The organism is Chitinimonas lacunae (assembly GCF_042650885.1).
In the GTDB taxonomy this organism is placed as follows: Bacteria; Pseudomonadota; Gammaproteobacteria; order Burkholderiales; family Chitinimonadaceae; genus Chitinimonas_A; species Chitinimonas_A lacunae.
Genome location: NZ_JBHSBU010000001.1, coordinates 113,678 through 133,227 on the forward strand (window position 1 = coordinate 113,678; position 19,550 = coordinate 133,227).

18 protein-coding genes are annotated in these 19,550 nt (G+C 62.7%); 5 read left to right on the forward strand and 13 right to left on the reverse strand.

From position 1 onward, the window contains the following. Positions 1-43: 43 nt before the first annotated feature. Together ACFOW7_RS00485 and ACFOW7_RS00490 are read right to left on the reverse strand one after the other, a co-directional pair. The gene (locus ACFOW7_RS00485; protein ID WP_378159861.1) at positions 44-3,829 is read right to left on the reverse strand and encodes a PEP/pyruvate-binding domain-containing protein; all 3,786 of its coding nucleotides are present in this window, start codon (positions 3,827-3,829) and stop codon (positions 44-46) included. 227 nt (positions 3,830-4,056) lie between these two features. Further along, complete coding sequence (locus tag ACFOW7_RS00490; RefSeq protein ID WP_378159863.1) at positions 4,057-4,479, reverse strand: VOC family protein; 423 nt, start codon at positions 4,477-4,479, stop codon at positions 4,057-4,059. A gap of 210 nt (positions 4,480-4,689) precedes the next feature. Between ACFOW7_RS00490 and ACFOW7_RS00495 the strand changes: the two genes are divergently transcribed. Beyond that, positions 4,690-5,667, forward strand: coding sequence for an L-threonylcarbamoyladenylate synthase (locus ACFOW7_RS00495; RefSeq protein ID WP_378159866.1), 978 nt, complete (start codon positions 4,690-4,692; stop codon positions 5,665-5,667). Positions 5,668-5,812: 145 nt separating this feature from the next. Continuing rightward, a complete protein-coding gene (locus ACFOW7_RS00500; RefSeq protein ID WP_378159868.1) occupies positions 5,813-6,322 on the forward strand; it encodes a hypothetical protein in 510 nt (169 codons plus the stop codon). Between the two features lie 150 nt (positions 6,323-6,472). On the opposite strand, the gene ACFOW7_RS00505 is transcribed toward ACFOW7_RS00500, so the two are convergent. Both ACFOW7_RS00505 and prmB read right to left on the reverse strand, forming a co-directional pair. Further along, a complete protein-coding gene (locus ACFOW7_RS00505) occupies positions 6,473-7,216 on the reverse strand; it encodes a competence/damage-inducible protein A (RefSeq protein WP_378159870.1) in 744 nt (247 codons plus the stop codon). A gap of 246 nt (positions 7,217-7,462) precedes the next feature. After that, a complete protein-coding gene (gene prmB, locus ACFOW7_RS00510) occupies positions 7,463-8,371 on the reverse strand; it encodes a 50S ribosomal protein L3 N(5)-glutamine methyltransferase (protein ID WP_378159872.1) in 909 nt (302 codons plus the stop codon). Between the two features lie 182 nt (positions 8,372-8,553). On the opposite strand from prmB, the gene ACFOW7_RS00515 reads away from it, so the two are divergent. Both ACFOW7_RS00515 and ACFOW7_RS00520 read left to right on the forward strand, forming a co-directional pair. After that, complete coding sequence (locus tag ACFOW7_RS00515) at positions 8,554-9,993, forward strand: DEAD/DEAH box helicase (RefSeq protein ID WP_378159875.1); 1,440 nt, start codon at positions 8,554-8,556, stop codon at positions 9,991-9,993. Next, on the forward strand, positions 9,990-10,439 hold the full coding sequence (locus tag ACFOW7_RS00520; protein WP_378159877.1) for a YiiD C-terminal domain-containing protein: 450 nt from the start codon (positions 9,990-9,992) through the stop codon (positions 10,437-10,439). Before ACFOW7_RS00515 ends, ACFOW7_RS00520 begins: the two co-directional genes overlap by 4 nt. Positions 10,440-10,761: 322 nt before the next feature. Here the strand turns inward: ACFOW7_RS00520 and ACFOW7_RS00525 are convergent, their stop codons facing one another. The 8 genes from ACFOW7_RS00525 to ACFOW7_RS00560 all read right to left on the reverse strand — a co-directional run bounded on the left by ACFOW7_RS00525 (position 10,762) and on the right by ACFOW7_RS00560 (position 17,651). Next, on the reverse strand, positions 10,762-11,322 hold the full coding sequence (locus tag ACFOW7_RS00525) for a GNAT family N-acetyltransferase (protein WP_378159880.1): 561 nt from the start codon (positions 11,320-11,322) through the stop codon (positions 10,762-10,764). Positions 11,323-11,382: 60 nt separating this feature from the next. Continuing rightward, positions 11,383-12,240 carry an isochorismatase family protein gene (locus ACFOW7_RS00530; protein WP_378159882.1) on the reverse strand — a complete coding sequence of 286 codons (858 nt, stop codon included), beginning with the start codon at positions 12,238-12,240 and terminating at the stop codon, positions 11,383-11,385. A 577-nt stretch (positions 12,241-12,817) separates the two neighbouring features. Beyond that, on the reverse strand, positions 12,818-13,267 hold the full coding sequence (locus ACFOW7_RS00535; protein ID WP_378159884.1) for a hypothetical protein: 450 nt from the start codon (positions 13,265-13,267) through the stop codon (positions 12,818-12,820). Continuing rightward, positions 13,268-14,965, reverse strand: coding sequence for an AMP-binding protein (locus tag ACFOW7_RS00540; RefSeq protein ID WP_378159886.1), 1,698 nt, complete (start codon positions 14,963-14,965; stop codon positions 13,268-13,270). It abuts the gene before it with no gap. A gap of 174 nt (positions 14,966-15,139) precedes the next feature. Continuing rightward, a complete protein-coding gene (locus ACFOW7_RS00545; protein WP_378159888.1) occupies positions 15,140-16,288 on the reverse strand; it encodes an HD-GYP domain-containing protein in 1,149 nt (382 codons plus the stop codon). Between the two features lie 83 nt (positions 16,289-16,371). Then, the gene (gene iscX, locus ACFOW7_RS00550) at positions 16,372-16,566 is read right to left on the reverse strand and encodes a Fe-S cluster assembly protein IscX (protein ID WP_378159890.1); all 195 of its coding nucleotides are present in this window, start codon (positions 16,564-16,566) and stop codon (positions 16,372-16,374) included. Between the two features lie 5 nt (positions 16,567-16,571). After that, positions 16,572-17,054 (reverse strand): YbaK/EbsC family protein, encoded by a 483-nt coding sequence (locus ACFOW7_RS00555; RefSeq protein WP_378159892.1) that lies wholly within the window; start codon positions 17,052-17,054, stop codon positions 16,572-16,574. Between the two features lie 180 nt (positions 17,055-17,234). After that, positions 17,235-17,651 carry a hypothetical protein gene (locus tag ACFOW7_RS00560; protein ID WP_378159894.1) on the reverse strand — a complete coding sequence of 139 codons (417 nt, stop codon included), beginning with the start codon at positions 17,649-17,651 and terminating at the stop codon, positions 17,235-17,237. A 212-nt stretch (positions 17,652-17,863) separates the two neighbouring features. On the opposite strand from ACFOW7_RS00560, the gene ACFOW7_RS00565 reads away from it, so the two are divergent. Beyond that, positions 17,864-18,832, forward strand: a complete 969-nt coding sequence (locus ACFOW7_RS00565; protein ID WP_378159896.1) for an IS30 family transposase — start codon at positions 17,864-17,866, stop codon at positions 18,830-18,832. 353 nt (positions 18,833-19,185) lie between these two features. On the opposite strand, the gene fdx is transcribed toward ACFOW7_RS00565, so the two are convergent. Then, the gene (gene fdx, locus ACFOW7_RS00570) at positions 19,186-19,524 is read right to left on the reverse strand and encodes an ISC system 2Fe-2S type ferredoxin (RefSeq protein ID WP_378159898.1); all 339 of its coding nucleotides are present in this window, start codon (positions 19,522-19,524) and stop codon (positions 19,186-19,188) included. Positions 19,525-19,550 lie beyond the last annotated feature (26 nt).

A 19,550-nucleotide genomic window follows, 5' to 3' on the forward strand; every position in this document is an offset into this window, starting at 1 on the left:
ACCAACAGGACACAAAGCCAGGACGTGCGCCACATCGTTCGGCTTACCCCGCCACCGCACATGTTTCAAGCACTTCCACCCGGCCATCGTGATGGACCGTGACCCGGTCACCATCGGCAAGCTGCGCCAGGGCACCGCGTACGCCGAAGACTGCCAGCAGGTCGAATTCCCGCGCCATGATGGCGCCATGGCAGAGCCAGCCGCCGTTCTCGCACAATATGGCCGCGGAGCGCGGCAAGAGCGGAATCCAGGCCGGATCGGCCGTTGCCACCACCAGTATCTCCCCTTGCTGGAAACGGCCCAGCTCCCCGCTGTCGCGTAACACCCGCACACTGCCACTGACGGGGCCAGCGCCCGCAACCCGGGTACCGTGCAAGGAGGTAGGCGCCCTATCACTGCGCTGCGTCGGCAGCAGCGTCAAGCGCTCCAATTGCGCCAGACTGAGTTCAGGCGGCAACTCGACGGCCAGTTGTGCACGGTGTGCCGCTGCCCGTGCTGCCGCTTGCTGACGAAGGGTGGCGTCAGCGGGCAGATATGCCAGTTCCTCTGCTTGAAGGAAAAATATCTGCCCATCTAATGCAAATCTAAGATCAATCTCTAAAAGTAATTTCCTTAAAGATGCCAAGGTACGAACACATTCGTGCTTGGCTTCCTCCTTGAGGGCCAGAAAACGCTGCGCTTGCGCTACCGCCGTGCCGAGCAAACGGCCAGTTGGCCGGGGTGGCAGCGCCGGCTCGGCCAGGGCATCTGGTGAGTCGGCGCGCCAGCGCTGCCATGCTTCGCGCTGTTCGAGATGGCGCGGCTCGGCCAGCTCGAAATCGTGGCCGGCCCGATGACCGAAGTCGGCCAGGAAGGCATCGAGCGCGGCTGGTGACGCAGGACTGGCGCTCAATTGGCGCAACGCCCGGGTCGCCGGCGCCGGGCGGTCGGCAAGCAGATAGCGGGCCGGGTCAAGGCCACGCCTGAGCAGCAGACGGGTCGCCAGCTGGCCATAGAGGTCGGCCGCCAGATTGATGACTTCGGCCTCGACATAGATCGTCTCCACCCATTCCTGCGTCCAGTCACGCCATAAATCAAGCAGCTCCGCCGAACTCAAGCGGCTTAAATCGAGTGCTTCGCGCAGCCGCATGCTGTGGCGGAATGAAGGCAGGAATTCCTCCTGGTAGGCACGCACCAACCGGTCGGCGTGACGCGAGAAGCTCAGTTGGGCCAGCAGGCCCGGCTGGAAGGCGCGTCGTTGCGCTTCAAAGCGGTCGAGCCGGGTGTGGCCGAATACGCTCAGCCATAAGGGCGGCGAGTCGGCCATGACGGGATAGTCGAAGCCAAGCCGTTGCCAGGCGCGATCAGTGGCACCGCCCGGTCCGCGCAGCCGGCTCAGCAATGACAGACTGAGCGCGGTGGCGGTCGGCAGCTCGGCGCAGAGATCGTCAGTGATCAGCCACGGCTGCTGCGGCGCGCGGGCGGCCGGTCCGGCCTGTTGCAGCAGCCGTGCCCGTTCCTGCTCCAGTGGATCGTCGGCACGCCGGCTCAGTGGCCGGGCCTGCAATAGATGGAAACGTCCGGCATGCCAGGCCCACTCGATGTCCTGCGGCTGGCCGGCCAAGGTCTCGATCTGTTGGGCCAACTGAAGAAGCGGCGCGAGGTCGAAAGGCGGCGTGGCGCTATCAAAAGCCAGTCCCGAGCGACGACCGAAACAAAATGCCTGCGGCACCGACTCGCCGCCGACCACGGCGCTGCCAAGGCCCACTTCCAGTTCGACCAGCAGACAGCCGCCATGGGCAGGGTGTTCGGTAAACAGTACCCCGGCGTAGTCGGCGGCAAGCAGGGACTGGACGATAACGCCGCCGGCACGGGGAGAAAGATAAGAGGCAACTACCTGCTCGATGGCCGATTCAAGTTCAGCGGCTTCGATGCCAAGCCGGGTCAGATAGCGTCCGGCCTGGCTTTGCTGCTCGCCGTCCTCGTTGGCGGCCGAGCTGCGTACGGCCACCTGCGCCGAGCCAAGTCGCTCGAAAGCCTCGCGTGCGGCGTTGCGGCCGGCGGGGGTGAGTCTGCCGTCCGAATCAAAGGCTGCGGCAGTCAGCACAAAACCGTCCGGCACCGGTAAACCGGCCTGCACCAGCCGCGCCAACCCACGTGCCTTGCCGCCGACCAGGCGGGTGGAGGCCCAGGCATCGGCCAGTGGCAGGACGAGTCGGGTGGGGCGAGGGGCAGGAGGAGCCAGCCGTGCTGGCTGGCTCCAGCGCCGAATTGCCCATGCCTGCTGTAGCGACAGCAGGCATAGCGAGACCAGCAGGTAGAGGTTGACGGCAGCGGACAGGCTGTCCGTCAGCCCTATAAGCAGCAACCCTGCGACAGCACACACGGGCAGCCGCCAGCGGCCGAGCCTGAGGGTCGGATCGAGCAGATGGTGGGCAAGTGCCAGGCCAAGCAGGGCGGGCAGCAGATGCCATGGATCGGGCTGGGCCCAGTGCGGCAGCCATGAAAAGCCCTGACCGGCCAGTGTGGCCGCCTGGCCAACCGCTGCCAGGCAACCTGCCAAGATCGACCATTGCAGCAGTCCAAGCAGCAGATTGCGGCCAGGGTGGATGCCGGCCTGTCTGAGCTGACGGCGTCGCTCGCTCGCCGAGGCGTTGGCAAGTGGCAGGCTGCGCAGGCGTAGCCGGTCGCGTTCAGCCAGCAGACCAAGCGGCAGCAGCAAAAGCCGCAGCAGCAGCGCAAGCAGCACGATGGGCAGGGCCAGATCGCCGGGGTGGAGGGTCAGTGTTTCGAGCAGACGGGCTGGCGGCCCGGCCAGCATCGCGACCAGCCGGTCCGTTTGCCGCTCCAGATAGCTGGCTACGGGCGAGTCGAGCAGTCGGGCGGGAATGGGGTATTCGTGCGGGACGGTATAGCGCCCGCGGTAATCGAAGCCCTGCCGGCTCAGGCGCAGACCGAGCAGCTTGGCGTAGAAGCAACTGCGGTTGTCGTAACAGGCGGCGATCAGTGGAGCCGGCGGCAGCTTGGCGATCTGGCCTGCCAGTGCGGCGGACGACTGTTCACGCACCGGGATATTGATCGCGCCGGGCAAGGCACCTGTCGCGAAGTCGCGGGGCGGGCGAACATCGAGAAAGCGGGCCTGTTGTTGCTGGACCAGCCGATCCACTTCGCTCGTGTCGAGTAAGGTCGAGGCATGGCGATAAGGCGGCAGGGTCGGCGGCCGGCCCCGGTAGGCGGGTGGCTGGTCCTGCATCGGCCGGCCTTCGGCAATCCAGCGCGCATAGCCGCCCGCAATGAAGTGGCAAGGCAGACCCTGTGCAGCCAGTTGGGTACACAGCTCGCCGCTGCGCAGCCCCGAATCGCATACCAGCACATTGGGTCGATCATGGCGCAGCCAATGCCGGTTGCTGGTCAGCAGATCGGCATAGCGGCTGTGCCGGGCGCCGGGCAGGCGGCCCAGCTCCAGCTCTTCAGGCTCGCGTACATCGATCAGAGTGTAGGGACGCTTGTCCGCCTGCCAGCGGGCAAAGGTGTCGCGGTCGAGCGCAAGGGAGCGGTTGACCGGCTGGGTCGAGGCAGCGGCTGGTGGCCGCAGCAGATTGGTTTGCAGACGCCTTGCGCGTTCGTCTTGCCGCTCGATGTACTGGAACAGATTGCCCGCCAGCGCCAATAGCAGGGCGGCCAGGGTCAGCAAGCCCAGACGGCGCCGGCGCCGTACCGGACCCTTGCGGGCGCCGAACCAGGCGGCACCGAGGCCGGCGGTCAGCATGCCCAGCAATTGGGCACCGCTGCCAAATAGATTGATCACCAGATCGGGCGCAGGAAATGCCCAGGCCGGTTGCGCTAACAAAAGCAGGCATAAACCAGCCCAGCGAAGGCGACCAGACAGGGCTGAAGAGAGCGAAGACGGACGCACAGGTAGCTCGGCGGAGCGGGGTTCGACTATCGGGTGCGGTGGCGGAGCCGGTGGGGCACCGGTGCCGCCGGCTGCACGGCCGGGCTGAGGGCGGTGGCAAAACCACCATTGCCCTGGGTCGTGCAGTCTGTGCCTTGGCAGTACGTCCGTCTAGCGGATTTTTACCCCTGGACTGCCGGGGTTTCGACCCCGATATACCAGGAAATGCCGAAACGGTCAGTCAGGGAGCCAAACAGCGGCGACCAGAAGGTTGGGGCCAGCGGCATGTCGATCCGTCCGCCATTGGACAGCTTGTCGAACAGGCGCCGGACCTGCTCGGCGTCGGAAAATTCCATGGACAGCGAGAAGCCGCTGGGCGGCTGGGCGTTGTCGACGCAATGGCCGTCGGTGGCCATCAGGATGCTTTCGCCAATCTGGAATTCGGCATGCATGACCTTGTCGTTGTATTGCGGCGGCATCATGTCCGGGACCGGGGAATCCTTGTAGTGCTTGAGCAGCAGGATCTTGGCCGACAGGACCTCACGGTAGAAATTGAGGGCTTCTTCACAGCGGCCGTTGAAATCGAGATAAGGCTGGACTTGCATGATGGTTCTCCTCATGGATGAGTTGGTTTTTACAAGTTCGGCTGCGTCGCAGGTCGGTGGGAAGGGACCGGAGGCGACACGGGTTTCAGCATAATCCGGAGATCGATCGTTTACCAGACCGTTCGACAGATATATTTCGCTCGTCGAAGAAAGCCCGCCATCGGGGCGGCTGACGCTAAAATGCCGGGCTGTTATCCCCAGGTTTTTCCGATGCCCACTCTCTCCACCGATCTCGATCAGGCGCTGGCGCTGCTGCGCGCGGGCGAGCTGGTCGGCATTCCGACCGAAACCGTTTACGGTCTGGCTGCCGATGCGGCCAATCCGGCGGCGGTCGCCCGTATCTTCGCTCTCAAGGGCCGGCCGGCCGACCACCCGGTCATCGTCCATATCGCCGGCGCCGAGCAACTGAGCGACTGGGCGCGTGAAGTGCCTGATGCCGCCTGGAAGCTGGCCGAGGCATTCTGGCCGGGCTCGCTGACCCTGATCCTGCCGCGCCAGCCCTGGGTGACCGATGCCGTGACCGGCGGCCAGGACAGCGTCGGCCTGCGTGCGCCGGCCCATCCGCTGACCCATGAGTTGCTGTGCCGTTTCGGCGGCGGACTGGCCGCGCCCTCGGCCAATCAGTTCGGCCATGTCAGTCCGACCACGGCGGCGCATGTGGTGCAGGAATTCGGTGATCGGCTGCCCCTGGTGCTCGATGGCGGCCCGTGCCGGGTCGGGGTGGAGTCGACCATCGTCGGTCTGCTTGGCCCCGTGCCTACCTTGCTGCGGCCAGGCGGTGTCCCGGCCGAGGCCATCGAGGCGGTGCTGGGTTGCCGTCTCCAGCACCACAAAAAGCCCGAGACCGCCAAGCTGCGCGTGTCCGGCCTGCTCGACTCCCACTACGCCCCCCGCACCCCCTTATTGGTTGGCCCGATCGACGCCGTGATCAACGAAGCCTATCGCCGCTTCGAAGCCGGTCAGAAAGTGTGCCTACTACATCGCTCCGCCGCGCCGATTCCGCTGTGCGGCGTCGATCTGCGCCCCATGCCCGATACGGCCGAAGCGTTCGCCCAGCAGCTTTACGCCACGCTGCGCGACTGCGACGGCGGCCGTTACGACGTACTGTTGATGGAACAGGCTCCCGATGACCCCGACTGGCTGGCCGTCAATGACCGGCTCGGACGGGCAGCCAGCGGGCGGGTTTAAGGCCGCAGGGCCCAGGACGGTCCGATCTCCCGCGTCTGACTTGCCGCCACCGTCCCGCCCGATCCGTGGTCACAACGCCGATTCTCCTGAAGGCCGTGAAAATGCCGCGTTCTACCCTGTCTAATGGTCCGGACGGAAGCGGTAGATGACTGCCAAGCCGCTCCACCCGCTGGTTCTGACCACCGGTCGCGCCGGCCTGCTGGTGCTGACGGACGGGGTGATTCTGGGTGTGCCGCTGCTAAGTATGCTGTGGCTGCTGGCGCTGCTGTGCTGGATGCCGTGCCGGGCAGCCTGGCTGCTTTACCGGCGCAAGTCGCTGCCGATGGTTGGGGCGGGATGGTTGATCTGGCTGTGCGCGATCGCGCTGGCAATGGGGCTGTGCTATGGCCAGGCGCGCTATGCCGAGCGGCAGGCCACCCGCGTGGTGCAGGCGCTGGCGCAGTACCGCGCCGCCCGGGGCGTCTATCCCCCTGATCTGCAAGCGCTGGTGCCGACTTATCTGGCCGAGGTGCCGGCCTTAGGCATTGGTCTATTGAGTGGCGGTTTTCATTACCGGCCCGATCGGCAGCCTGATCAGCCGCCACGACTGTTCTATGGGGTGTTGCCGCGCTATGCCTATCATTTCGGGACGCGGCGTTGGCGGGATAGGGATTAGGAAGTCTATATGGCGTGAATAATTCAAATATTGAGTTTATCCGCCACTGGTCTTGCAGAAGTTTTTCCTGAAATTTTACTTTTTGTGTGGTCCGACAACCACGCCGGCCCGGCCGACAGCCAGGCCGGCGTGATCCGATCGCAGCAGCCCTTATGGCTCCTGCAAGCGATAGCCGCGCTGGCTGAGCCCTTCCCGCAGCAGCGCCATGGCCGCAGCAGTCGGTTCCGCCGCCCCGGTCAGGCAGAACTCGATATGCGGTCCGGTCAGTCTGGCGTTGCCATAGCTTGGCAGGCAGGAGAAGTGTACCGCGGGGTACTGTCGGGTCAGTGTTTCCATCAAATCGATCAGATCACCTTCGCGGGCTTCCGGGACCAGGACGCCCAGCCGGGTCGGCCGCGGTCCGGCCGCGGGCAAGCGGTCGAGCACCCAGCGCGCCATCGGCCAGGCCATGTCGGGAAAGCCGGGCAGGAAGTGATGGTTGCCGACGGAAAAGCCGGCGATCTGGTTGATCGGATTGGGTATCAGCGTACAGCCTTCCGGCAGTTGCGCCATGCGGATGCGCTGTGGTCGGGCTGCCTCGCCGAAACGGGCTTCGATCAGTGCAGTGGCCTCGGGATGTTGAATCAGCGGCGCATCGGCGGCCGCCGCCGCGGCTGCGCGGGTATGGTCGTCGGGCGTGGCGCCGATGCCGCCGAAACTGAACACGATGGCTTCGCCTGCCAGCGTTTCACGATAGAGCGCTGTCTGGGCAGCCGGGTCGTCGCCGATATAGCGGGCCCAACAGAGGCTAAAGCCGCGTTCGGCCAGTTCGCCGGCCAGCCAGGCCAGATGCTTGTCCTGACGCCGGCCGCTCAGGATTTCGTCGCCGACGATTACCGCAGCGAAGGTGGGCATGATGGACTCCTTGGTTTGGTGGCTGACGCCCGCTTCGTGTCCGACCCAGGGTTGTAGCGGTGACCACGGCCCCGGATACGCTCAAAGCCTGCTTTCAGTCGGTCGGCCGAAGTGAGCGTCATGACGCCTCCGTTAACGCATTTCCATGTAAATCGGCGTCGCTGCCAAGCCTCGAGGCGCGCTGCACGCCTGCGCCTTGAGGTCCGGACAGGCTGACGCCGAATTGGCTGGAGATGTTCCAGCGGCTCAGGCGAAGCCTGCCTCGACCAGCATTTCGTAAGTCAGCAGGAAGACAAAGCCATCGCCGCCGCTGGTATCGAGCCAGACAAACGACAGCTCGGGATAGGCCGCTTCGAGCGTATGGCGGTTATGACCGATCTCCACCACCAGGACGCCGTGCGGATTGAGATGGCGGCCGGCCTGCTCGATGATCTGGCGGGTGGCATCGAGGCCATCGTCGCCGCTGCCCAGCGCCAGGGCCGGTTCGTGCAGGTATTCGTCGGGCAGGGCCGAGACCGATTCGGCGTCGACATAGGGCGGATTGCTGACGATCAGGTCGTAGCGTTCGCCTGCGACGGCGTTGAACAGATCGGATTCGACCAGTTGTATCCGATCGTTCAGACCATAGTCGTTGATATTGCGCTGGGCGACGGCCAGGGCCTCGGGGCTCAGGTCGATGGCGTCGACTTCGGCATCGGGGTAGTGGTCGGCCAGCAGCACGGCCAGACAGCCCGAACCGGTACACAGATCGAGGGCGCGATGGACCAGCTCGGGGTATTCGATCCAGGGTGCGAGCGCCTCGGGCAGCAGTTCGGCGATAAACGAGCGTGGTACGATCACGCGCTCGTCGATATAGAAGCGATAGTCGCCAAGCCAGGCTTCCTGGAGCAGATAGGCGAGCGGCTTGCGGGTTTCGACCCGCTGTTTGATCAGGGCCAGCACTTCGCTGATCTCGTCGGGCAGCAGATGGGCGTCAAGAAAGGGTTCGAGCCGGTCAAGCGGCAGATCGAGCCGGCGCAGCACCAGATAAACCGCTTCGTCATAGGCCGTGGCGGAGCCGTGGCCGAAGTGGAGCCGGGCGGTGTTGAAGCGCGAGACGGCAAAGCGGATCAGGTCGCGCACAGTGCGCAGATGGGCGAGGGCGTCGTGGTACATGGCGGCTCGGGGAGAAAAGCGGCTATTTTAAGAGCGTCCTGCCCATCGCTGCCGCACAATTTCGCGCCGGCATTGTGACCTCAGGGCCGCAAAAGCGGGAATTGCGTTTTGAATGTGAGGGTTAACGCGGTATAGTTGCGCCTTTTCAATCGTTCTTCCTACCTGCTGGAGTCCAAGCACAGATGTCGTTCGACAGCCTCGGGTTGCATCCCGAGATCATGCGCGCCGTGATCGATGTAGGGTATACCGAACCCACGCCGGTTCAGGCTCGCGCCATTCCAGTGGTGATGTCCGGCCGCGATGTGATGGCTGGTGCCCAGACCGGGACCGGCAAGACCGCCGCCTTCACCCTGCCCGTACTGCATAAGTTGCAGCCCTATGCCAATACCAGCGCTTCGCCGGCCCGTCACCCGGTCCGCGCGCTGATCCTCACCCCCACCCGCGAGCTGTGCGACCAGGTATTCGCCAGCGTCAATGCCTACGGCAAATATCTGCCGCTGCGCGCGACGGCGGTCTTCGGCGGCGTCGATATGGACCCGCAGATCGCTGAATTGCGGCGCGGCGTCGAAATCTTGGTGGCGACGCCAGGCCGCTTGCTCGACCATGTGCAGAGCAAGACGGTCAATCTGAGCCAGGTCGAAATGCTGGTGCTCGATGAAGCTGATCGCATGCTCGATATGGGCTTTATCTACGATATCCGCCGCATCATCGGACTGCTGCCGACTGCACGCCAGACGCTGCTGTTCTCGGCCACCTTCGCGCCCGAGATCAAGCGCCTGTCCGAAGATTTCATGCGCAGCCCCGAACTGATCGAGGTGGCGCGACGCAATGCCACCAACGAATCCGTCACCCAGGTGCTGCATCCGGTCGAAGTGGGTCGCAAGCGGGCGCTGCTGGCGCATCTGATCCGCAGCCACGAGATGAGCCAGGTGATCGTGTTCTGCCGCACCAAGCTCGGTGCCGAGCGGCTGTCGCGTGAACTCAAGCGCGATGGGCTGGAAGTCGAGTCGATCCACGGCGATAAGGCCCAGGCCGCACGGCTGGCCACGCTGGCCGCCTTCAAGGAAGGCAAGGTGCGGGTGCTGGTGGCCACCGATGTGGCGGCCCGCGGCCTCGATATCGAAGAACTGCCCTTCGTGGTCAATTACGAGTTGCCGACCAGTCCCGAAGACTATGTCCACCGTATCGGTCGCACGGGCCGGGCCGGGGCTTTGGGGGTGGCGATCAGTCTGGTGGCCCCGGAAGAGGACAAGCCGCTGGCGCTGATCCGCAAAATGACCGGCAAACCGCTCGAACTGGTACCGGTGCCCGGTTATTCGCCCGGTACGGCACCGCTGCCGCGTGAAGAGTCGCGCAACGGCCGCAGCGAGCGCGAAGGCCGTAGCCGGGAAGTGCAGCGTAGCGACAGCCAGCGCAACGAAGGCCGCCGTCAGGAAGGCCGCGAGCGGGCCGATCGCAGCGACCGCTCCCGCCAGCCGGCGCTCGGTGGTGCGGTGTCCTATGACGATATTCCCGCCATGCCCCTGATTCGTGGCCGCGAGAACAGCAGCCGCGAAGTACCGGCCCTGCTGCTGCCACCGCGCTACCGCGTGGCCCCGCCGCCTTCTTCGGGACGCGGATGAACCGGGACTGGCAGACGCTGTTGACGTCGGCCATCCCGCTGACCCGGGCGCTGGCGCTACGGGTCGACACGGCGGCCGACGGCGCCCTGTGTTTCCAGGCGCCGCTGGCCCCCAATGTCAACGACAAGGGCACGGCCTTCGGCGGCAGCCTTTCTGCTGCCGCCACCGTCGCCGGTTGGTGCGAGGTGCGCCGATTGCTCGATCTGGCCGGTTACGACGACCGGGTCGAGGTGGTGATCCAGACTGGCACCACCGAATATTTGGTCCCCATCCTCAGCGACTTCCGCCTCACGCCGCATTCTCCTGACCCCACTGCCACGGCCGCTTTCCTCAAGCTGCTGCAACGCCGTGGCCTCGGTCGTATCGCGGTGGAAGTCAGCATCGAAACCGCCAGCGGACTCGCTGCCCGCTTTCAGGGCGACTATGTGGCCCGGCAGAGTGATTAGGCCTGCTGCATTTCACTCCAAAAACCGCCGGGCCAAGTCAGAAAGGCGTCCTCGATCCTGAGTCACGGCACGCTGGCCGTGTCCGGACCATACCTGACCCTCCCCAAGGACAGCCTGTCGGCTGTCCGCTGATTCCCCGAGCTAGCGCATTTCCAGTCAATTCGGCGTCAGTGTGTGCGGCCCGCAAAGCGCCGGCTCCTAGCGCTCCACCGACTTGCCGCGACGCTGATTTCAGGGGAAATGCGCTAGCAAGCCGGTTTCCGCGGCTCAAAGCAAACCGACGGACCAGGTCGGCCCGTCGGTCTGGCCGATTCCAGCAAGATCAGGCTGCCAAAGCGCGCCAATCCTCACGCAATAGTCCAAAGATCATGCTGTCGGCGATTTCGCCATTGAAGAAGCTGCACTGCCGCAACAGTCCTTCCTGCTGAAAGCCCAACCGTTTCAGAACGCCGGCCGAGGCCGCGTTGTCGGGGCTGATGCGGGCTTCGATGCGGTTGAGCACGGTGGTATCGAAGGCATGATTGATCAGTACACGCAATGCCTCGTTCATATAGCCATAGCCCCGGGCGCTCTGCTCCAGGGTGTAACCCAATTCGCACGAGCGAGCGGTCGGGTCGATGCGGAACAGCACGCAGGTGCCGATCAAGCGCTGGTCTTCGCGGCGGATCAGCACGCATTGGCGCGCCGTGCCGGCGGCCGTCCGTTCCCGGTTGCGTTCGAGCCAGAGCAGTGCGCTGGCGCGGTCCTGCCACGGGTCGGCGGGGGTGAAGCGTTGGATATCGGGGTCCTGGTAAATATCGAAGACCGTGTCGAGGTCGGTGTCTTCCAGGCTGCGGATCAACAGGCGTGGGGTTTCGAGGTAAACGGGATGGGCAGGTGACATAGAAGTGAACTCGCTGGCCGGATGCGGAGGCATCCGGCGATGGATGGGAAACGTCGGCGCCTAGTGGCTGATCAGCCGCACGCCATAGCCGCCACCCATGGTTTCCAGGGCGAACAGGCGGTCGATATTGGGATGCTTGCCTGGATGCAGATGGGCGTCATCGGCATGCTCGCCATAGAGCCGCTGTCCCAGCCGTGCGGCCTTCGGGGTGATGGCGCCGAAGCGGCGGTGGAGGGCATGGTAAATGGCCAGCGAGCCCTGCTGACCTGGCTTGTTCTCGATTACGCTGTCGAGCCGGCCGTCACGCCACAATTGCAGCGCGGCCAGATGGTCGATGCGCGGCAAGGTGGTCAGGATTTCGGCAAAGCTCAGCCGCGGCTCGGCTTGCAGCAACTGACGGCTGGCTTCGCGGAACGCCGGTGCCTTGGCATCACGCAGCCATTCGAACAGGGCCATTTCGCGGCTGATCACGGTAACGCCAGCCGCTTCGAGCCGAGCGAGCGCCAGCGACTTGTCCTCGCAGCTGCGCGAGTCGATTGCATCGGCGACCACAAACACCTCGCGGCCGGCCGCCAGCAGATCGAGTGCCGTTTGGAGTACGCAGACATGGGCCTCGATCCCGCACAGCACCACCTGGCGCGGCAGATTGGTGCCTTCGAGGCAGCCGGCGGCCACGCAGGAGAAAGCGGTTTTACTGAGCAGCGGACTCTCAGGCGCCATCTGCCGCAGACAGGGCAAGGTACTGCCGAGACCCTGCGGATATTGTTCGGAGAAGAGCACCGGAATGGCGGCCAAGCGTGCCGCCTCCAGCAACCATTTGATATGGGCCACGGTCTGGCTGGCGTCGTTGAGCGCCGGGACCAGTTTTTCCTGAACATCGACCACCAGCAGGAGGGAATCCTGGGCTTGCAGCAACATCGCGAAGTCTCCTTGTTCTCTGTGCGCGAAAGGGCAACCTGGGCAGCGGCCCGCCGCTATCTTAGCCAATCCGCCGCCCGGTCGTGACCGGCTTGTCGGGGTGTTGCGGCGAGGAAAATCGCAGAGAAATAGAGAGGAATTTACTTCTGTCTCCAATGAGCTTCTCACCTAGCATTCCTTGTTCCCAAAATTTTAATTTGTCTAGTGGCTGCGCGAGCCGAGTGCTTGGGAATCGAGTTCCTGCACGGTCAGTCAGTGCGGCGCTGATGGCGGACTGCTGCGGTGTCCATCCTCCTCTGCTGTGCCGACGAGAACAGCAAGGCATTACGCCGCCTTGTCCCTGGCACAATTTCGCACTGGCCGGAGTCAGCGCGTCCGGACGCAGTGCGTCAGGTTCGGGTCGATCAAGCAGTTTTCGTGGCGACGCGGACTGGAGTGGACAGGCTTTAACCCGTCCCGGTGGCGTGGTGAGGGGAGGTTGTCGCGGACTTGCCGAAGAGGGAGACGCTGTGGGTCAATATTGTTTATTTTTTATTAGGAATGGTTACTGTTCTAGCGAACATATTTCCTAATATATTTACTTTGACCCGATTGCTTCTAGAGGCGGTTCCACTGCCACGGCCAGCTCGGCTTCGGCAAGTGGGGTGAGCACGCCCTGGAGCCGGCAGGCAAAACGCTCCCGACCCTCGGCATCACGGCCAAGATGGCGGATGACCACTTCAAGCGGCCCGGGCGGCAGGGCGGCGCTGAGGCTCTGGTAGTGCTCGATCCGCCGCAGTGCCACCTGAGGCGGCTCAGCCTTGGCCTGGCAGGCGAGCCAGGCGGCGATGGCCTGGGTCATATATTCCACCCCGATCCAGCCGCCGACCCGGCCATCGCGCCAGAAAGGCTGGCGTGGATCGACCCGGCCGCTGGCGCGTAGACCATGGCTGTCGAGGTCGAGCAGGCGATCGAGCAGCCGCAGCGGGGCTGCGTGCGGCAGAACGGCGGTCGGGGTGGGCAGGTCGGGAGTCAGCGGGGAATCCATCTAGCGGCCACTTCCGAAGTAGAGCCGGCCGCTGGCATGGCGACCTTGCTCGGAATCGATGGTAAAGCCCAGACAGCCGTCGGCTTCGACAAAGTCGAGCTGTAGCGTGACGGTGGCGCCGGGGCTGATCGGCTGGGGGAACTCCACGGCTTCCATACGCTGAAAATCCGGCGGCAGGGCAAAGAATTCACGGCCGAACAGCTCGGCCCATTCAAGCGGTGCCACGGCAGGCACCACAGGTGGTGCTTCGGGATGGCTGCGCAGATAGGGATGGCGGGCCGAGATGGTCAGCGCCAGCGTGACCGTCTCGCTGGTCCGGGCCACCGGGCGGGCATGTGGGCGGCGCGGGTCGAACAGCGCGCTCAGCATCGCCTGGGTGGTCTTGCCCTGGCTATTGACCGGCATGCTCCAGACGTAGCGCCAGCGACGCGGCAATACCCGCGCTTCGATGCTGTCGATCAGCAGGGCACGCAGCGCCTGGTTAAGGGCACGCTTGCCTTCGCCATGGAATAGCTCCCAGCCCGCTTCACTGGGCACCGCGACGACGGCCAGCGCCGGCCGGCCGCCTTCGAGCATGATCAAGCGGGCATCCTGCAACAGCGGTGAGGCGCTGAGGGTTTTTTCCAGGGCAGTAAGCGAGATGCGCTTGTCGTCGATCTTGACGATACGGTCGGCCCGGCCTTCGAGCACCAGACCGGCACCGTCGATGCGGGCACGGTCGGCGGTGTCGATCCAGACGTTGTCAGGCAGATGGGGCGAGCGCACATAGAGGAGCCGGGTGGCCGGATCGACCCGCAGCGCCACGCCGGGCAGCGGCTGCCACGGCGCGTCGCGGCCCTGCTGGCGGCGTCGGCTGGCGATGCCGCCGGTTTCGGAGCTGCCGTAGACCTCGGTCGGGGCGAGGCCGAGCAGCTTTTCCACATGGGCCGAGGCTTCGGCCGACAGCGGACCGCCCGAGCTGAAGATCGCCCTGAGCTGCGCAGCGGCCTCGGCCCAGCCGGGGTTGTCGGGTAGACGCTTCAGATGGGCCGGACTGGCGATCAGTACCGCCGGACCACGTGCCAGCGCCGTGGCAATCTCTTCGGGAAAGGTCAGGACGCGGGCATTGAAGGCTCGGCCGGCGCACAGTGGCCACAGCACCCGGAACAGAAGGCCGTAGATATGCTGGTGCGACACGGTGCCATGGACCACGGCGTCGCCAAGTGGTGCGCCGAACTGGGCTTCGAGCGATTCGACCTCGCGGGCGAGTTGGGACAGCCGTTTGGGGATCGAGGCAGGCTCGCCGTTGGAGCCCGAGGTAAAGACGATCAGTGCGGCGCGGCGCTCGTCGAGTGCGCCCCAGCTCGGCGCCGGAGCCGGATCGGGCGTTTGCAGCGGCTCGAATTCAGCCGGCAGGTCACCGGCGAAGCCATCGACTTCGAGCGCCAGCCGGCGCAGCGTGGCCGGCTTGGCGTCGCCTGGCAGATAGACGGTTTTGCCGGCATGCCAGGCACCGAACAGAGCGGCTGCGAACTGGGCGCTATCGTCGAGGTAGAGGGCAAAACGCAGCGCCGGTTCGGCGGCGAACAAGGCATACCAGGCAGCAGCCTGGGCGGCGAATTCGGGAAAAGGCAATGGGCGGCCATTGCGCCAGGCGACGGTGTGGGCGTCCAGGCGCGGCTGGGCGAGAAGGCGGGCTAAGGCAATGAAATCAGACATGGATCAACGGAACTCGCTACGACGGCGCCGGGACCGGCAGCCGTGGCCCGCTGCGACAGCCACCAGGCGGGTGGCGCGTGAGCCGGGCAAAACCTGCCAAGGTTAACATCGCGATCGCAGCCTGCAAAGCACCGGGTGCGCAGTAGGTGCCGTTTCCGTTGTGTTGTGGAGTCGTCAGCCACCTTCGGCGTCTTTGCCCCAGAACTCGGTCAGCCGTAACGGCTTATCGAAGATCAGATTGGCCGGATCGACCGGTTCACGCACTTCATGATTAGTGTCGTTGGTCTCGCGCCGCACTGCATGATGGAGCGGACCACGCGGACTTTTGACCGAGTAGACGATGGGCGCGTGCGGGTCGGTGGTATGGCAGGCAACCACGGCCACGTCGCCATTGGCGAGCTTGACCATCGAGCCTGCCGGGTAGAGTCCCAACACCTTGGGCAGCAGCGGCAGCAGCACCGGTGAGAAGGCATGGCGTGCTTCGGCCTGTGACAGCTTGACCACGGTGGGCGGCTGCTGGGCGCTACGGTCGGCACGAGGATTCAAGCGGGCGCAGTACCAGTCGGCCATGGCCAGCAATTGGGCATGTTCGCCGATCGCTTCGCCGGCGAGCTTGGCCGGATAGCCGTCGCCGTCATAGCGTTCATGATGGCGTAGTACGGTATCGAGCCAGAGCCGGTCGGTAACGCCGGCCGCTTCCAGCATGGCGGCCGAGGTTTCGGGATGGGCCTGGACTTCGGCTTTCTGGGCTGCCGACAGCAGACCGCCCACCTTGGCCAGGGCATCCTGGGTTTCAAACTGGCCGAAATTCATGGTCAGCGCTGCGGAGATCAGCGAGCGGCGTTCGGTATTGGGCATATCGCGGCCGCGGGCGAGCAGGGAGACGATCACGGCGCTATCGACCGGATGGCGATGCGAATAGGGGCCTTCGGGTTTCATCGAGATCACGGCGACTGCGACCAGTGGGTTGATCTCGATGGCTTTTTCGACATCCTCGATCAGGCTGTCGATGCGCTGGCCGAAGTCTTCGGTCTTGGCGCGACAGGCAGCGAAGGCGCCTTCAATGGCGCGCCGGGCATCGGCCAGGCAACGGTAGGCGGAGGTGCGTTCGGTTTCGGTGCTGCCGATGCGCAACTGCCGGGTTTCTTCGAGGGCAGCGGCGGCGGCATAGATGCCGCTTTGCAACATGCGATCGAGCTGTTCCTTGCGGACAGTGTTGCCCTGCTTGAGCAACAAAAAGCCCTTTTCATTGAAGACATCCCAAGGTAGCGGTTCACTCGGGTTGAGATCTTCCTGCTCGATGCGGGCGTATTGGCGGGCCACGGTGTCCTCCAGCGCTATGGAGCGGTTCTGATGTCCTCAGCTTAGACTATCAACCCCGGTTGACCATGGTTTCCCGCCAGTCCTTATTCGGCTTCGTCGATCCAGCAGGCCTGAATCGCTTCCAGAATCTTCTCGCCGCAGTGGCCCGGCTCGTCGTCAAAGCCGTCGAGCGCCAGCACCCACTTCATCAGATCGGTGAAACGCACATTCTTGGGGTCGATATCGGGATGGGTTTCGCTCAGGGCGATGGCGATTTCGCGGGAATCGGTCCATTTCATCGGTATTACTCCTGTTTGATGTCAGCGACCCGGCCGCCGGTCAGGCGAACCAGTTGGTCGGGGGTGAGGCGGAAAACGGAATTGGGCGTGCCGGCGGCCGCCCAGACGTGTGGATATTGCAACAGGTCTTGATCGATCAGCAGCAGAGGCGGCTCGATATGGCCGACCGGCGCGACGCCGCCAATGGCAAAACCAGTGCGGCTCCGCACAAACTCGGCGTCGGCCTTGCTCAGATGTTCACCTAGCGTGGCGGCGACCTTCTTTTCGTCCACCCGATTGCTGCCGGAGGTGACGACGACCACCAGCCGGTCGGATTCGACTGCGCGTAAAACAATCGATTTGGCGATCTCGGCCACCTGACAACCGATCGCGGCGGCCGCATCGGCGGCAGTACGGGTGCCGCTTGGGAATTCACGAATATCGGCATCAAGCCCGGCAGCGGCCAGGGCGGCTGCAACACGTTGTTGGCTGGTCAGGTTGTCGGTCATGGCAGGAACGGTAGGGTGCGATAGGGAGGTGGAATTATCGGTGCAGAGGCAGGGGGATGCTACTGCAATTTAATCATTGGAGGCTTTTGAGTTGCGAAAGTTATTGATTAGGTCCGCACATTCAATCCCTTCCTCCGGAATCCGGATATAAGGTTGATGTTCCGGAATAATATATTGGGATCAATTAAGAATTTTTGACTGTTTCTCGGGGTGATGCCAGGCATATATTTGCCAGACATTCTGCCGCCTCCCAAGTTGCTTATTTTTTCTGCTGGGGGACTTGACAAAAATCGCTTCCACTACGCCACTCGGCAACACGTCTTCTTCCTGCCTTGATTGCCATCTCATCTGTCTTATGCCTGTTTCCTTTGCTGTCAGTAATGAGGCAGAAGCGGGGAGAAAGAAGAGTGAAAAATGTAGGATGGGCAATCCCAATCTTCTTTCTTTAGATTTTTTGCTTTTTCGTGTGGAAATCCTCTCATGCCGTATGGAAAATTGAAAACCAAAGGCATCTTCAGCAAAGAAGATGTGTCGGTCCACCAGTTCTTTATAGTATTTTTGCCATAAATCTGATGAATTCCAGGTGGCCAGATCCATTACCCCATCTTTAAGACATGCGGGAAATACATGCAATGCTGATGAAAAGGCCTAAAAAGCCATTCTTGGCTTTTAACAGATCGAGCAGGTCTTTTCCGTGAGAGCCTAGGCGAATTCAAATTTGAAGTGCAATCGGGAAGCAAAGAAAAAAGCAGAGGGAGGCGAAGTGCTATAGGATGAGCTTCCGTTTTCCGCCAAGAAAATAAAAACCCATGAATTCCTACAGGCACTTCAGCCAAGCCGAACGATACCAGATAGAAAAAGGGTTGGGGGAAGGAATTTCACAAAAAGCGATTGCGGAGTTGCTGGGTAGAAGCGCGTCCTCAGTGAGCCGAGAAATCAAGCGAAACGGTGGCCAGCCAGGGTATCGAGCCGTGACAGCTCAAGAACGCAGCAGTCAAGTGAAAAGAACTGGCTCGTACATAAAAGAATCTCTGTGGCAAGACGTTGTGCTCAAGCTAAAAGAAGATTGGAGTCCTGAGCAAATCTCGGCTTCATTAGGCCGGGCCATCAGTCATGAGGCCATTTATCAGTGGATTTATGCCAATCCGGAGAATCAGCTGTGGCGCCATCTACGCCGCCGCCAACCGCGTCGGCGTCCATGGCGACGAGGGGTGAAGCGTTGCATCCTGATGAATCGTCGAGATATTTCGAACCGCCCAGCGGTGGTGGAAAGCCGAGAACGGGTGGGTGACTGGGAAGCCGATACGGTGATTGGGGCGGGTCAAGCAGGGGCGATCTTAACGCTGACCGAGCGTAAAACAGGTTTAATGTTGACCTATCCGCTAGCGAAGAAAACGGCCGAGGCGGTCAAGATAGGCATGATCCATTTATTGACACCGATTCGGGAGTGGGTCAAAACGATTACGAGTGACAATGGGACAGAGTTTGCGCGTCATGAACAAATTGCTGAAGCATTAGAAGCGGATTTCTTTTTTGCCAAGCCGCATTCCCCTTGGCAGAGGGGGAGCAATGAAAACGCGAATGGTCTATTGCGCCAATATTTCCCCAAAGGATCACCCTTGGATAAAGTGCGAGAGGCCGAAGTTCACTTTGCTATGCAGCGCTTAAATACTCGCCCGCGAAAGCGGTTTGGCTATGTGGCGCCCCTGCAACAATTCGAAAAACTGACGGGAATGACGCAAGTCCATCATTTAATTGGAATTGCACTTCGAAATTGAATTCACCCTATCGTTTCTGCAATCCATCCTGGGATGGCTGGCGCTGTTTCCGAGATGGAAGGGCTGGCTATATCGATTATTTGTTTGAAGGACCGGCATTTTTCTTAGCCTTGCTTTCAGATTGAGATGGTCCGCTTATCCATTGGACCATCCTCATCTCTTCCATATGTCAAAAAATCGGTTCTGTAGATGAGACAATAGTTTTGTACTGGATGCTACTGCGTCGGTGCTGTTGTTGGCGTTTTCTTGGTGGGCTATCTGTTATGAAAAATTCCCTATAAAAAGAGCGAGCCAGTCAGTAACTGGCTCGCTCTTTTTGGCTGAATTGCGCTGGGCTAGCCGGCCCAGGGAATTTAGTGGTTTTCCGAGGCGTGGTTGATGGTGTACTTGGGCAGTTCGACCACCAGATTCTCTTCATCGACGATGGCCTGACAGGACAGGCGCGAAACGGAAGTCAGGCCCCAGGCTTTATCGAGCAGGTCGTCTTCGAGTTCATCGGGTTCGTTGAGGCTGCGGTAGCCTTCGCGCACGATCACATGGCAGGTGGTGCAGGCACAGGACTTTTCGCAGGCGTGTTCGATTTCGATGTCGTTGTCGAGCAGGGCGTCGCAGATGCTGACGCCGGCTTCGGCTTCGATCACCGCGCCTTCGGGGCACAGCTCGGGATGGGGAAGCACGATGATTTGCGGCATGGCGGTTTTCCTCGCTCGGTGCCGTC

Excerpts from the sequence above, each read along its gene's own strand:
- prmB (WP_378159872.1), bottom strand. The coding sequence starts at position 8,371 with ATGTACCACGACGCCCTCGCCCATCTGCGCACTGTGCGCGACCTGATC.
- ACFOW7_RS00560 (WP_378159894.1), bottom strand. The coding sequence starts at position 17,651 with ATGGATCTGGCCACCTGGAATTCATCAGATTTATGGCAAAAATACTAT.
- ACFOW7_RS00520 (WP_378159877.1), top strand. The coding sequence starts at position 9,990 with ATGAACCGGGACTGGCAGACGCTGTTGACGTCGGCCATCCCGCTGACC.
- ACFOW7_RS00500 (WP_378159868.1), top strand. The coding sequence starts at position 5,813 with ATGACTGCCAAGCCGCTCCACCCGCTGGTTCTGACCACCGGTCGCGCC.
- ACFOW7_RS00525 (WP_378159880.1), bottom strand. The coding sequence starts at position 11,322 with ATGTCACCTGCCCATCCCGTTTACCTCGAAACCCCACGCCTGTTGATC.
- ACFOW7_RS00530 (WP_378159882.1), bottom strand. The coding sequence starts at position 12,240 with ATGTTGCTGCAAGCCCAGGATTCCCTCCTGCTGGTGGTCGATGTTCAG.
- ACFOW7_RS00555 (WP_378159892.1), bottom strand. The coding sequence starts at position 17,054 with ATGACCGACAACCTGACCAGCCAACAACGTGTTGCAGCCGCCCTGGCC.
- iscX (WP_378159890.1), bottom strand. The coding sequence starts at position 16,566 with ATGAAATGGACCGATTCCCGCGAAATCGCCATCGCCCTGAGCGAAACC.
- ACFOW7_RS00540 (WP_378159886.1), bottom strand. The coding sequence starts at position 14,965 with ATGTCTGATTTCATTGCCTTAGCCCGCCTTCTCGCCCAGCCGCGCCTG.
- ACFOW7_RS00535 (WP_378159884.1), bottom strand. The coding sequence starts at position 13,267 with ATGGATTCCCCGCTGACTCCCGACCTGCCCACCCCGACCGCCGTTCTG.
- fdx (WP_378159898.1), bottom strand. The coding sequence starts at position 19,524 with ATGCCGCAAATCATCGTGCTTCCCCATCCCGAGCTGTGCCCCGAAGGC.
- ACFOW7_RS00515 (WP_378159875.1), top strand. The coding sequence starts at position 8,554 with ATGTCGTTCGACAGCCTCGGGTTGCATCCCGAGATCATGCGCGCCGTG.
- ACFOW7_RS00565 (WP_378159896.1), top strand. The coding sequence starts at position 17,864 with ATGAATTCCTACAGGCACTTCAGCCAAGCCGAACGATACCAGATAGAA.
- ACFOW7_RS00490 (WP_378159863.1), bottom strand. The coding sequence starts at position 4,479 with ATGCAAGTCCAGCCTTATCTCGATTTCAACGGCCGCTGTGAAGAAGCC.
- ACFOW7_RS00495 (WP_378159866.1), top strand. The coding sequence starts at position 4,690 with ATGCCCACTCTCTCCACCGATCTCGATCAGGCGCTGGCGCTGCTGCGC.
- ACFOW7_RS00505 (WP_378159870.1), bottom strand. The coding sequence starts at position 7,216 with ATGCCCACCTTCGCTGCGGTAATCGTCGGCGACGAAATCCTGAGCGGC.